The following is a 13933-nucleotide window of genomic DNA, read 5'->3' as shown; positions in this document are numbered from 1 at the left end:
TTCCTATAAAAAGAAAGCAAACATTGTTCCAATCCATTCCTTTCCTCTATCGATAAGAGAAGGCGGGTTTACATCGCTATAGGAAAGTACGGATGCATTCTCTAGATCTTCATGGAATTTATTTTTTACTGTTTGAATGAAATGTTTATTATATAACAGGCAGTTTATTTCATGATTAATATATAAACTTCTCATATCAAAGTTTGCCGTTCCGATATCACAAATATCATCGTCCACTATAATAATTTTGGCGTGAAAAAACCCTTGTTGAAATGCATAAATATTGCAACCAGCCTGTATTAATTTTCGGCAGTACGGGAATTTTGCTTCCCGAACGAGAGGGTGATCAGCTTTTTCTGGAACAAGAATTGTGATTTGAACCCCTCTTTCTCTTGCTTTTAATAAGGCATTCATAATTTTTTTTCCAGGAATGAAATATGGTGTACCGATACAGATTTCTTTTTTTGCCGCGTTAATTAAATGTAAAAAAGTATGCTGTAAATAAGCACCATCAGTCGGAATAAATTGATGCAGGATGGTACCTGGTTGTTGTTTTGGAAAATAAAGAGAAGCATCCAATAAATTCTGTTTCGTATCATCAAACCAATCATGTAAAAATTGCTTTTGTAAATCTTGAACCCCTTCTCCTGTAAGACGTAAATGATAGTCTCGCCATAATCCTAAGTGTTCATTATGCCCTAGATACTCTTCGCCAATATTAAATCCCCCGATATAGCCGGTTTTCCCATCAATCACTGTAATTTTTCTATGATTTCTTTGATTGGCAGAAAAGAAAGGAAGAGGAAATTTTACCTTATGACAAAATGAAAAAGATACACCATGTTTTTGCAGGGAGCGAATAGCTTCGTTTGATAAAGAATGGCTGCCAAATCGATCAAGTAAAAGTCGTACTTCAATTCCTTCCTGAGCCTTATCAATCAACAATTTTAAAAATTCACGACTGATTTTATCGTTTTTTACAATGAAGAATAAAATATGAATGTGGTGCTGTGCTTGTTTTATGTCAGTAAATAAAGCGTCATATAAATCTTTCCCGTATGTATAAAGGCGAAAATCACTTTGACGTAAAGGGAAAGTGCGAGAGCTTACTCGTTTTAAATGAAGAAGTCGCCCGTATGAAAGGTCAATTGTAATCCAAAGAGCAACGGATATTAACAAAAGAGATAAGTAGAGCATCAGTGAATTCCCTCCTTCGCATTCTTTTCACCTTCAGTGTGTTACAAATGATATGGGTAGCACGGCTGTTATTATAAATTTCTTTAGAGGATAGATGTTGTACTGGTTAAAGTTTCACTTTACCCCGCTTTAACGGGCAGTAAGCTTCCTATTTCAAAAATTGATGAATAAGCAGAAGCTAGTTAGGAAATCAACTGCCCGTAAAAGCCCGATTGGTTCAACTAATAATCAGCGGGGGAAGAACCGCCCCTACTGATTAAAGTTTCACTTTATAGTTTCACCGAAATAAACAGCTTTATGAAAAAATGTGTTGTTCTATAACAAAAAACTGTTGACTGAATGCTCACTCATTATATAATGGGGATAGGGGATATAATTCAGAAAATTATATATTTTTGAAGATTCAAAAAGAAAGAGGGCTTACAAAGAGAGGGGTAGCATAAAAATGAATAGCTTACTGATTATTAATTGGCTGGCTGCCATTGCTGTTATTGCTTATGCAGGATATTTGTTTGTATATCTTATACGGACGAGAATGGCCTACATACAATTAGGAAAAAAAATTGAGTTTGACCGTCGTTTTAAAGAGCGTTGGGATCTCCTTAAGGTCAATGTTTTCGGTCAGAAAAAGCTGCTGAAAGATAAGAAAAGCGGCATCATTCACGTTATGTTCTTTTACGGATTTATTCTTGTCCAATTTGGAGCAATTGACTTCGTTTGGAAAGGACTCGCACCAGGATCACATCTTCCACTTGGACCACTATACCCTGCATTTACATTCTTCCAGGAAATTGTCACACTTGTTATTTTAATTGCAGTATTTTGGGCTTTTCATAGACGTTATGTAGAAAAGCTTGTTCGTTTAAAACGTAACTTCAAATCAGGTCTTGTTCTTATTTTTATCGGTGGTTTAATGATTTCTGTGCTACTTGGTAACGGTATGGGACTTATATGGCATGGCGAGGAGCTTTCATGGAGTGAACCAATTGCTTCTGCAATCGCTTACGTTTTTAGCGGGATAAATGAAACCGTAGCCATTTCAGTGTTCTATTTTTCTTGGTGGGTGCATTTACTAATTTTGTTAACGTTTTTAGTGTATGTTCCACAATCAAAACATGCGCATTTAATTGCAGGACCAGCTAATGTATTCTTCGGTCGTCTTTCAAACCCAGGGAAGCTTGAAAAGATTGATTTTGAAGATGAAACGCAAGAAACATTTGGTGTTGGTAAAATTGAAGACTTTAGACAAAATCAACTTATTGACTTATACGCTTGTGTAGAGTGTGGCCGTTGTACAAATATGTGTCCGGCAACAGGAACAGGAAAAATGTTATCACCGATGGACTTAATTTTAAAACTTCGCGATCATTTAACTGATAAAGGAGCTGCGGTAACATCAAAAGCACCTTGGGTTCCAGTAGTTGCCTTCAATAATACACAAGGAAATCAGTTAGCGATGATGGCAGCTGGAAAAGGGCAACAAGAATCAGCGTCTACAACGCTCGCTTACGATCCGAGTTTAATCGGAGATGTTATTACAGAAGAAGAGATTTGGGCATGTACAACGTGTCGTAACTGTGAAGATCAATGCCCAGTTATGAATGAGCATGTTGACAAAATTATTGACTTACGTCGATATCTCGTTTTGACTGAAGGGAAAATGGACGCGGAAGCACAACGCGCGATGACAAATATCGAGCGTCAAGGAAATCCGTGGGGGCTGAACCGTAAAGAGCGTGAAACATGGCGCCAAGGTGATGACGAAGTAACAGTTCCAACTGTAAAAGAAAAATCAAAAGCTGGGGAGGAATTCGAGTATTTATTCTGGGTTGGTTCAATGGGATCATACGACAATCGTAGTCAGAAGATTGCGATATCGTTTGCGAAGTTAATGAACGAAGCAGGCATTTCATTCGCAATTCTCGGTAATAAAGAAAAGAATTCTGGAGATACACCACGCCGCCTTGGAAATGAATTTGTATTCCAAGAGATGGCGACAAAGAATATCGAAGAATTTGAAAAGGCAGGAGTGAAGAAAATCGTTACGATTGATCCTCATGCTTATAACACATTTAAAAATGAGTATCCGGACTTTGGCTTGCAAGCAGAAGTCTATCATCATACAGAATTGTTAGCTCAGTGGGTGAAAGAAGGGCGCTTAAAGCCTGTTCACGCTATTGAAGAAACAGTTACGTACCATGATTCCTGTTATTTAGGAAGATACAACGAAGTGTATGAAGCGCCACGTGACATTTTGAAAGCGATTCCTGGGGTGAATCTTGTAGAAATGGCACGTAACCGTGAAACGGGAATGTGCTGTGGTGCAGGTGGTGGCTTAATGTGGATGGAAGAAACAACAGGTTCACGTATTAACGTTGCTCGTACAGAACAAGCATTAGCTGTACAGCCATCCATTATCGGTACAGGTTGTCCATATTGCTTAACGATGATCAGTGATGGAACGAAAGCGAAAGAGGTAGAAGAGAAAGTTCAAACTCTTGATGTGACAGAGATTTTAGAACGATCTGTTATCGGACAGAAAAAAGAAGCGATGTAATTTGTAAGAATGTATACAACTTTAGAAAGAGGTGCAATGATTGCACCTCTTCTCAACGTAGGGATACCGAGCGAGCGCTCAGTGTTAAAAAATGAAATGGGGGAAAGAAACATGAGTAAAACAGTTATTTTAAGTGCTGCAAGAACACCAGTTGGAAAATTTGGAGGATCTTTAAAAGATGTAAAAGCGACGGAACTTGGAGGAATTGCAATTAAAGCAGCGCTTGAAAGAGCAAATGTTGCGGCTAGTGATGTTGAAGAAGTTATATTTGGAACGGTTATTCAAGGTGGACAGGGGCAAATTCCATCGCGCCAAGCTGCGAGGGCTGCTGGAATCCCTTGGGAAGTGCAGACGGAAACAGTGAATAAAGTTTGTGCATCAGGACTTCGTGCGGTTACGTTAGCGGATCAGATTATTCGTACTGGCGATCAATCACTGATTGTAGCCGGCGGTATGGAGTCGATGAGTAACAGTCCTTACATTTTACGCGGAGCAAGATGGGGATACAGAATGGGTAACAACGAAGTTGTTGATTTAAACATTGCTGACGGTTTAACATGCGCATTTTCAGGTACACACATGGGTGTTTACGGTGGAGAAGTTGCGAAGGAAGATGGAATTTCTCGCGAAGCGCAAGATGAATGGGCATATCGTAGCCATCAGCGTGCGGTTTCAGCGCATAAAGAAGGGCGTTTTGAAGAGGAAATCGTGCCAGTAACGATTCCACAAAGAAAAGGCGATCCTATTGTCGTTGCAAAGGATGAGGCGCCACGTGAAGATACAACGATTGAAAAGTTAGCAAAGTTAAAACCTGTATTTGATAAGACAGCGACGGTGACAGCTGGTAATGCGCCGGGACTAAATGATGGTGGTGCCGCACTTGTATTAATGAGCGAAGACAGAGCGAAGCAAGAAGGAAGAAAGCCATTAGCGACAATTTTGGCACATACAGCAATTGCAGTGGAATCTAAAGATTTCCCAAGAACGCCAGGTTATGCAATTAACGCATTGCTTGAAAAAACAGGCAAGAAAATTGAAGACATCGATTTATTCGAGATTAATGAAGCATTTGCAGCGGTAGCAATTGCAAGTACAGAAATCGCAGGAATTGATCCGGAAAAATTGAATGTAAATGGCGGCGCGGTAGCGATGGGACATCCAATTGGAGCAAGCGGAGCGCGCATTATCGTTACACTAATCCATGCACTTAAGCAGCGCGGCGGCGGAATTGGAATTGCTTCGATTTGTAGCGGTGGCGGTCAAGGGGACGCAGTGATGATTGAAGTTCACTAATTAAAGTTCGAGGGTATAAAATTTATTAACAATTAAGGGGGAAGAAAAAATGGGTGTACAAAACATTGTTGTAATTGGTGCAGGGCAAATGGGATCAGGAATTGCACAAGTATGTGCAATGGCAGGATATGACGTGAAGGTACAAGATTTAAAGCAAGAGCAATTAGATAGAGGAATGGCTATCATTACGAAAAACTTAGCGCGCCAAGTAGAAAAAGGACGCATGAAGGAAGAAGAGAAGGAAGCGACATTAAATCGTCTTACAGTAACGCTTGATTTAGATTGTGTGAAAGAAGCGGATCTTATTATTGAAGCAGCTGTTGAGAAAATGGATATTAAAAAGAAAATCTTTGCGAATCTAGATGAAATTGCTCCAGAACACGCAATTTTAGCGACGAATACGTCATCTCTGCCAATTACAGAAATTGCAGCGGTAACGAAGCGTCCGGAAAAAGTAATCGGTATGCACTTTATGAATCCAGTCCCAGTTATGAAGCTTGTTGAGATTATTCGTGGTTTGGCTACCGATGATGCGGTATATGAAGCAATTGAAGATATTACGAAAAAAATTGGGAAAGTACCAGTTGAAGTGAATGATTTCCCAGGTTTTGTATCAAACCGCATTTTACTACCGATGATTAACGAAGCAATTTATACGTTATATGAAGGTGTAGCGACGAAAGAAGCAATTGATGAAGTCATGAAGCTTGGTATGAACCATCCGATGGGGCCTTTGACACTCGCTGATTTTATCGGTTTAGATACGTGTTTATACATTATGGAAGTGTTGCATGAAGGATTAGGAGATAGTAAATATCGCCCATGTCCATTATTACGTAAGTATGTGAATGCAGGATGGTTAGGGCGTAAAACAGGTCGTGGATTCTACGTTTACGAATAAATGCCCCCTTTGTTACAACATAGTGGTCTTACCAAATTATTTAAAGGATATATAGCAAATGGAGGCGGAATATATGAACTTTCGTTTTAATGAAGAGCAGCAAATGATGAGGAAAATGGTTCGGGATTTTGCACAGAAGGAAATAGCTCCCTTTGTTCCTAGTATGGAACAAGGGGTGTTCCCGAAAGAGATTTTGCAAAAGATGGGTGAGCTTGGATTAATGGGTATTCCAGCGCCTGCAAAATACGGCGGGGCAGAAATGGACTTTATTTCTTACATTCTAGCAATTGAGGAAATCTCAAAGGTAAGTGCAACAGTTGGTGTAATTTTAGCTGTACATACGTCAGTTGGAATGAATCCGATTTTATATTTCGGAACAGAAGAACAGAAGAAAAAATATGTTTCTAAACTTGCAACCGGGGAATATTTAGGTGCATTTGCTTTAACAGAGCCAAATGCAGGATCAGATGCAGGGAGTTTGAAATCAAGAGCTGTGAAAAAAGGTGATCATTATATTATTAATGGATCGAAAGTGTTTATTACAAATGGTGGTGAAGCAAGTACATACATTGTATTCGCTTCTACAAATCCAGAGGCAGGAAAAAGTGGTATTTCTGCATTTATAGTAGAGAAAGATACACCTGGTTTAATCATTGGAAAAGATGAACATAAGATGGGACTTCTCGGTTCTCGTACAGTACAACTTACTTTTGAAGATATGAAAGTGCCAGCTGAGAATTTACTTGGGGAAGAAGGACAAGGATTCAAAGTGGCGATGGCGAATTTAGAGGTTGGGCGAATTGGAATCGGTGCGCAGGCTTTAGGAATTGCTGAAGCGGCGCTTGGCTGTGCAATTGATTATGCAAAAGAAAGAGAGCAATTCGGGAAGCCAATTGCGGCGCAGCAAGGGATTGGCTTCAAGCTTGCAGATATGGCAACAAGTGTCGAGGCAGCAAGGTTACTCGTATATAGAGCGGCATCTCTTAGGGCACAAGGATTACCATGCGGTAAAGAAGCATCTATTGCGAAATTATTTGCTTCTAAGACAGCGGTTGAAGTCGCGATTGAGGCGGTGCAAGTATTTGGTGGTTACGGTTATACGAAAGACTATCCAGTAGAACGATTTTTCCGTGATGCGAAAATCACGCAAATATATGAAGGAACAAGTGAAATACAGAAACTTGTTATTAGCCGTGCTTTATAAAAGGGCGAGGGGGAGACGGAGATGCATTTTAAACTATCAGAAGAACATGAAATGATAAGAAAAATGGTTCGAGATTTTGCTAAAAATGAAGTGGCACCAACAGCAGCTGAGCGTGATGAAGAAGAGCGATTTGATCGAGAGTTATTTGATCAAATGGCAGAGCTTGGTTTAACTGGTATTCCATGGCCTGAAGAGTACGGCGGAATTGGAAGCGATTACTTAGCATACGTAATCGCTATTGAAGAATTATCTCGCGTTTGTGCTTCAACAGGTGTAACACTGTCCGCGCATACTTCACTTGCGGGATGGCCAATTTTTAAATTTGGGACGGAAGAGCAAAAGCAAAAGTTTTTACGACCGATGGCTGAAGGGAAGAAAATTGGTGCATACGGCTTAACGGAACCAGGATCTGGATCGGATGCTGGTGGAATGAAGACGATTGCTAAAAGAGATGGAGACCATTATGTATTAAATGGATCAAAAATATTTATCACTAATGGTGGTATTGCTGATATTTATGTTGTTTTTGCACTAACTGATCCTGAATCGAAGCAGCGCGGTACGAGTGCATTTATTGTAGAAAGTGATACACCGGGATTTTCAGTTGGGAAGAAGGAGAGCAAGCTAGGGATTCGCTCTTCACCAACGACTGAAATTATGTTTGAAGATTGCCGTATTCCTGTAGAGAATCTACTTGGAGGAGAGGGGCAAGGGTTTAAAGTTGCGATGCAAACATTAGATGGAGGTCGTAACGGTATTGCGGCGCAAGCTGTTGGTATTGCACAAGGGGCTTTAGATGCTTCTGTAGAATATGCAAGGGAGCGCCATCAGTTTGGAAAACCAATTGCGGCGCAGCAAGGGATTGGCTTTAAACTTGCGGATATGGCAACAGATGTAGAAGCAGCACGCCTTTTAACATATCAAGCGGCTTGGCTTGAATCAGAAGGGCTTCCGTATGGAAAAGAATCAGCGATGTCAAAAGTATTTGCAGGAGATACAGCGATGAAGGTGACGACTGAAGCGGTGCAAGTATTTGGTGGTTACGGTTATACGAAAGATTATCCAGTAGAGCGTTATATGCGAGATGCAAAGATTACACAAATATATGAAGGAACACAAGAGATTCAGAGGCTTGTAATTTCTCGTATGTTAACGAAGTAGGAACGAAAGCGTAGGTATTTTCCTACGCTTTTTCCTTCCAAAAAATAATAGAGAGAGGTGAAGGGAATGGTTAAACATAATGTGCATGCATCGGTGAAAGATGAAAAATTAGTTGCGTTAAGACGTGAACAAATGATTAAAGGTGCGGTGCAACTGTTTAAACAAAAAGGATTTCCGCGTACAACAACGAGAGAGATTGCAAAAGCGGCTGGGTTTAGTATAGGGACACTTTATGAGTACATTCGTACCAAAGATGATGTTTTATATTTAGTTTGTGATAGTATATATGAACATGTAAAAGAAAGATTAGAGGAAGTAGTGTGTACAGAAAAAGGGAGTATAGAAAGTTTAAAGATAGCAATAACGAATTACTTTAAAGTGATGGACGAATTACAGGAAGAAGTATTGATAATGTATCAAGAGGTACGCTTTTTACCGAAAGAATCACTTCCGTATGTATTAGAAAAGGAGTTTCAAATGGTAGGAATGTTCGAGAATATTTTAGAACAGTGTACGGAAAATGGAACATTTACATTAAATAAAAAAGAAATACAGCTTCTTGCGCATAATATTTTTATACAAGGACAGATGTGGGGATTTAGACGCTGGGCGCTGCAAAAACTGTATACGCTCGAAGAATATACAGAAATGCAAATTAGGTATGTATTGCAAGGGGCCCATATGCTTCCGAAATAAGGAACAGACAAATTATAATTTTACTACCCTATAAAAGTTTCCCGTTTTTTTTTGTAGCATATTTGTGCGACTTTTGTTTATAATGAATAGTATGGATTTTTTTAAGCAGGCCGTTATATATAAGGTTATATTTGATGAAAGGAAGTGCCGCATAAGTGGATTTTAAGCAATATTCACCAGAAGAGCTAAAAGAATGTTCAATGATTGAAGTTGTACATAGCGTTTTAGGGGATAAAAAACAAGCAACGACATTCAACGAGTTGGTTCAAGAAATCGCTCAAGTGCTGGGACTATCTCAAGAGCAAGTTAATGCGAAAATCGCACAATTTTATACAGACTTAAACATCGATGGACGTTTCATTAATTTAGGAGAAAATCGTTGGGGGCTACGCAGCTGGTACCCATATGAGCAAATTGATGAAGAAATCTTGCCTCAACCAAAACCGAAGAAGAAACGTAAAGTTGAAGAAGACGGTTTTGACGACTACATTGAAGAAGATGAAGACTTCGACGATGCAGACATAACTGAAGATGAAGATGATGATGTAGAAGATTTGGACAAGGTTCTTGAAGATGAAGACGGAGATGACGATGATCTTGATGATTTAGATGAAGATGATGACGACTTCGCCGAAGAAGAACTTGAGTATGATGAAACTGAAGAAGAAGAAGAGGAAGAACTGTAGTTCTTGACTTTTCATTATCGTCCATGTAGAATCATTTTTGGGCTCTTTAAAAAAGGACGATAATACTTTTAAAGTGTAAATATAAAAGAAAATTGCTCCCTACTTATTACTTTTTGTGATGAGGGGAGCAATTTTCTTTTTTGTTTTTTGTTTAGAAAATAAAAAGAGTCTAACAATAAGATGGATACAGTGTTATCTACATACGTTGCGCTTTGCAACGGTGATTATATAACAACAGAGTAGAAGGGAGCTTTTTCATGACTAAGTATATTTTTGTAACAGGCGGTGTAGTATCGTCTTTAGGAAAAGGTATTACAGCAGCATCTCTTGGAAGACTTTTAAAAAATCGTGGTTTAAACGTAACGATTCAAAAGTTTGATCCATACATTAACGTAGACCCAGGGACTATGAGCCCATACCAACACGGTGAGGTATTCGTAACAGATGATGGCGCTGAAACTGACTTAGACCTTGGTCACTATGAGCGTTTCATCGACATTAACTTAAACAAATACAGCAACGTAACAACAGGTAAAATTTACTCTTCAGTTCTTCAAAAAGAGCGTCGCGGTGAATATTTAGGAGGAACAGTTCAAGTTATTCCTCACATTACTAACGAAATTAAAGAGCGCGTATATCGTTCTGGCCGTGAAACAAATGCGGATGTTGTTATTACAGAAATCGGTGGAACTGTTGGTGATATCGAGTCTCTACCATTCTTAGAAGCAATCCGTCAAATTAAGAGCGACATCGGTCGTGACAATGTAATGTACATTCACTGTACGTTAATCCCATACTTAAAAGCAGCGGGTGAAATGAAGACAAAACCAACACAACATAGTGTTAAAGAACTTCGTAGCTTAGGTATTCAACCAAACATTATCGTTGTTCGTACAGAAATGCCTGTTTCTCAAGATATGAAAGACAAGCTTGCATTATTCTGTGACATCGATACAAAAGCAGTTATCGAAGCTCGCGATGCAGATACTTTATATGCGGTTCCATTATCTCTTCAAGAACAAAACATGGACCAAATCGTTTGTGATCACTTAAAATTAGACAATCCAGCTGCAGATATGACAGAGTGGACTGCGCTAGTTAACAAAGTGCGTAATCTTTCTAAGAAAACAAAAATCGCTCTTGTTGGTAAATATGTAGAACTTCAAGATGCTTATATTTCTGTTGTAGAAGCACTTCGTCATGCTGGTTACTCATTCGACACAGATGTAGAAGTAAAATGGGTAAATGCTGAGCACGTAACAGCAGAAAACGTAAAAGAATTAGTTGGCGATACAGATGGTATCCTTGTACCAGGTGGCTTCGGCGATCGTGGTGTAGAAGGTAAAATCGTTGCGATTCAATATGCTCGTGAAAACAAAGTTCCATTCTTAGGAATTTGCTTAGGTATGCAACTTGCATCAATCGAATTCGCACGTAATGTATTAGGTTTAGAAGGTGCTAACTCTTCTGAAATCAACCCTGACACACCATATGCAATCATCGACTTATTACCAGAACAAAAAGATGTAGAGGACCTAGGTGGTACACTTCGTCTTGGTCTATACCCATGTAAGCTTGCTGAAGAAACAAATGCTTACAATGCTTATAATGAGCCGGTTGTATATGAGCGTCATCGTCATCGTTATGAGTTCAACAACCAGTTCCGTCCTGATATGGAAAAAGAAGGATTTGTATTCTCTGGTACAAGCCCAGACGGCCGTCTAGTTGAAATCATTGAATTAAAAGACCACCCTTGGTTCGTGGCAGCACAGTTCCACCCAGAACTTGTTTCTCGTCCAAACCGTCCACAACCATTGTTCCATGACTTCGTAAGAGCTTCTATTACGAATAAAGAGAGCAAGTAATAAAAAAAGCGCCTGAAATAAGGCGCTTTTTTTAATATTCATTTAACATTTCATCGATTGTAAATTTGATTCCGTGATAAGCAAATAAAGCTACTATTAAACTTGGGAATCCGTAGCGATTACCTTCATCGTCTGGAATAAGACCTTTTAACAGTTTTGTATCAATATGTACGTCTGTATATCGTTCGAGTGATTCCGTACCTTCTTGAAGAGCAGAAATGCCGACAATAGAGTGTCCCTCTTCTTGTAGTTTTTTTGCAATTTCTACAACCGCTTCATCTGTTGAAAAACGGCTAATAAGAAGTACACGATCCGCAGAGGTTACTTCTGCTTCTTTACCATTTTCAAATAATCGTTTTGCTTGCTTCATTGGTTCAGCACCGAATAGTGCTTCAGCAACGACACCCTCCATTTCATTTGTACCATGTAAATAAATGAAACCTTCGCCAATTAATGCTTGAGCAAGTAGACGGGCGCTATCTTCTATATTCATTTCCTCTTTTTGAGAAACTCTGGAGAAATAACCACTTAATTGAGTTGAAAAAATTTTTAACATAATGTTACTCCCTTCGTACGTGTTTACCGGCTTTCATTATAGTGTATTTTTTTAGAAAGGTGAAATTGAATGGTGGCATAACAAAATAGGAAACGGTAAAATAAGAAAGAATAGGAAGGAATTTGCCAAAGAATAGCGAAAATTAATCGTTAAGATATAAGAAGCTTTAAATCTTGTACTTACACAGAAAGGTTGGGAGTTATGGAAGGGAAAATTTTAATCGTTGATGATCAATATGGCATTCGTGTGTTATTACATGAAGTGTTCCAAAAAGAAGGTTATCAGACATTCCAAGCAGCAAATGGATTTCAAGCTTTAGATATCGTGAAAAAAGATAATCCAGATTTAGTTGTGTTAGATATGAAGATTCCAGGTATGGATGGTATAGAGATTTTAAAGCATGTAAAAGAAATTGATGAGAGTATTAAAGTAATTTTAATGACTGCTTATGGAGAGCTTGATATGATCCAAGAAGCAAAAGATTTAGGTGCTTTAATGCATTTTGCTAAACCATTTGATATTGATGAAATTCGTCAAGCTGTGAGAAATGAGCTCGCTGTAGAGGCGTAAAAATGAATTTTTTATAAAAAATATGGAAAAAAGCGTTTACATGGACTATTGTGCAGGTGAATACGGTTGAGTTTTTGAGTACAAGTTGTTATCCTATTGAGTGTAGAAAAAAGTCCGGTATGTATATATACATATTTTACCTTATTCTGGTCATACTACCAGCGATAAGAACTTATCGGATACAAAAAACGTTTTTTAGGAGGATTCACCATGCCTTTAGTTTCTATGAAAGAAATGCTAAACAAAGCACTAGAAGGAAAATACGCAGTTGGTCAATTCAACATGAACAACTTAGAGTGGACTCAAGCTATCTTAGCTGCTGCGGAAGAAGAAAAATCTCCTGTAATCCTAGGTGTATCTGAGGGTGCAGCTCGTCATATGACTGGTTTCAAAACAGTTGTAGCTATGGTTAAAGCTTTAATCGAAGAAATGAACATCACTGTTCCTGTAGCGATTCACCTTGATCATGGTTCAAGCTTCGAAAAATGTAAAGAAGCAATCGATGCAGGTTTCACATCTGTAATGATCGACGCTTCTCACCACCCATTCGAAGAAAACGTTGAAACTACTAAACAAGTAGTAGAATACGCACACGCTCGTAACGTATCTGTTGAAGCTGAGCTTGGAACAGTTGGCGGACAAGAAGACGACGTAATCGCTGAAGGCGTAATTTACGCTGACCCAGCAGAGTGTAAGCACCTTGTTGAAGCAACAGGTATCGATTGCCTAGCTCCAGCTTTAGGTTCTGTACACGGTCCTTACAAAGGTGAGCCTAACTTAGGATTCGCTGAAATGGAACAAGTTCGTGACTTCACTGGCGTACCTTTAGTATTACATGGTGGTACTGGTATCCCAACTGCTGATATCGAAAAAGCTATCTCTTTAGGTACTTCAAAAATCAACGTAAACACTGAGAACCAAATCGAGTTTACAAAAGCTGTTCGTGAAGTATTAAACAAAGACCAAGAAGTTTACGATCCTCGTAAATTTATCGGACCTGGCCGCGACGCTATCAAAGCAACTGTTATTGGTAAAATTCGCGAATTCGGTTCTAACGGTAAAGCGTAAGAATAAAATTCCGTTTTGGAAACCGTCTAGTCTTTTAGACGGTTTCCTTTCGTTGTATAATGAAAGCGTGAACAAGTCTAAAGATTTTATCATTTTTGTTTTTAAATAGAAAATAATGTGCATAGTCCTATTAATAAATGTGATAACGTATCTAAATTGATAAAGTGAATTCGATGAAT

Annotated in this window: 12 protein-coding genes; 10 read left to right on the top strand and 2 right to left on the bottom strand. The window is 38.8% G+C overall.

Going from position 1 to position 13933, the window contains the following annotated elements; all coding sequences use genetic code 11:
* Nucleotides 1–3 precede the first annotated feature (3 nt).
* Nucleotides 4–1197, bottom strand: a complete 1194-nt coding sequence (gene cls, locus NST27_RS26150) for a cardiolipin synthase (protein WP_000966427.1) — start codon at nt 1195–1197, stop codon at nt 4–6.
* Between the two features lie 445 nt (nt 1198–1642).
* Between cls and NST27_RS26145 the strand changes: the two genes are divergently transcribed.
* The 8 genes from NST27_RS26145 to pyrG all read left to right on the top strand — a co-directional run bounded on the left by NST27_RS26145 (nt 1643) and on the right by pyrG (nt 11560).
* Entirely contained in the window at nt 1643–3754 is a 2112-nt protein-coding gene (locus NST27_RS26145) for a heterodisulfide reductase-related iron-sulfur binding cluster (protein ID WP_001086776.1), read from the top strand.
* Between the two features lie 9 nt (nt 3755–3763).
* Nucleotides 3764–5047: an acetyl-CoA C-acetyltransferase gene (locus NST27_RS26140; protein WP_009327427.1), complete on the top strand. Its 1284-nt coding sequence runs from the start codon at nt 3764–3766 to the stop codon at nt 5045–5047.
* A gap of 49 nt (nt 5048–5096) precedes the next feature.
* On the top strand, nt 5097–5948 hold the full coding sequence (locus NST27_RS26135) for a 3-hydroxybutyryl-CoA dehydrogenase (protein WP_000538880.1): 852 nt from the start codon (nt 5097–5099) through the stop codon (nt 5946–5948).
* A gap of 73 nt (nt 5949–6021) precedes the next feature.
* The gene (locus NST27_RS26130) at nt 6022–7152 is read left to right on the top strand and encodes an acyl-CoA dehydrogenase (protein ID WP_047387279.1); all 1131 of its coding nucleotides are present in this window, start codon (nt 6022–6024) and stop codon (nt 7150–7152) included.
* A 21-nt stretch (nt 7153–7173) separates the two neighbouring features.
* Nucleotides 7174–8313, top strand: coding sequence for an acyl-CoA dehydrogenase AcdA (acdA, locus tag NST27_RS26125; RefSeq protein ID WP_047387277.1), 1140 nt, complete (start codon nt 7174–7176; stop codon nt 8311–8313).
* A 66-nt stretch (nt 8314–8379) separates the two neighbouring features.
* The gene (locus NST27_RS26120; RefSeq protein WP_000238599.1) at nt 8380–9009 is read left to right on the top strand and encodes a TetR/AcrR family transcriptional regulator; all 630 of its coding nucleotides are present in this window, start codon (nt 8380–8382) and stop codon (nt 9007–9009) included.
* Nucleotides 9010–9164: 155 nt separating this feature from the next.
* A complete protein-coding gene (rpoE, locus tag NST27_RS26115; RefSeq protein ID WP_000346284.1) occupies nt 9165–9695 on the top strand; it encodes a DNA-directed RNA polymerase subunit delta in 531 nt (176 codons plus the stop codon).
* Nucleotides 9696–9952: 257 nt separating this feature from the next.
* Complete coding sequence (pyrG, locus tag NST27_RS26110; RefSeq protein WP_000170460.1) at nt 9953–11560, top strand: CTP synthase; 1608 nt, start codon at nt 9953–9955, stop codon at nt 11558–11560.
* 31 nt (nt 11561–11591) lie between these two features.
* Here pyrG and NST27_RS26105 read toward each other — a convergent pair whose 3' ends face one another.
* Entirely contained in the window at nt 11592–12116 is a 525-nt protein-coding gene (locus NST27_RS26105) for a DUF2529 domain-containing protein (RefSeq protein WP_000912392.1), read from the bottom strand.
* Between the two features lie 201 nt (nt 12117–12317).
* On the opposite strand from NST27_RS26105, the gene spo0F reads away from it, so the two are divergent.
* Both spo0F and NST27_RS26095 read left to right on the top strand, forming a co-directional pair.
* Complete coding sequence (gene spo0F, locus NST27_RS26100; protein ID WP_000398594.1) at nt 12318–12686, top strand: sporulation initiation phosphotransferase Spo0F; 369 nt, start codon at nt 12318–12320, stop codon at nt 12684–12686.
* A 210-nt stretch (nt 12687–12896) separates the two neighbouring features.
* Nucleotides 12897–13754 carry a class II fructose-bisphosphate aldolase gene (locus NST27_RS26095; RefSeq protein ID WP_001131855.1) on the top strand — a complete coding sequence of 286 codons (858 nt, stop codon included), beginning with the start codon at nt 12897–12899 and terminating at the stop codon, nt 13752–13754.
* Nucleotides 13755–13933 lie beyond the last annotated feature (179 nt).

The organism is Bacillus sp. FSL W8-0770, from assembly GCF_038008705.1.
GTDB lineage: Bacteria > Bacillota > Bacilli > Bacillales > Bacillaceae_G > Bacillus_A > Bacillus_A cereus.
This window is presented reverse-complemented; position numbering and strand designations above follow the sequence as displayed.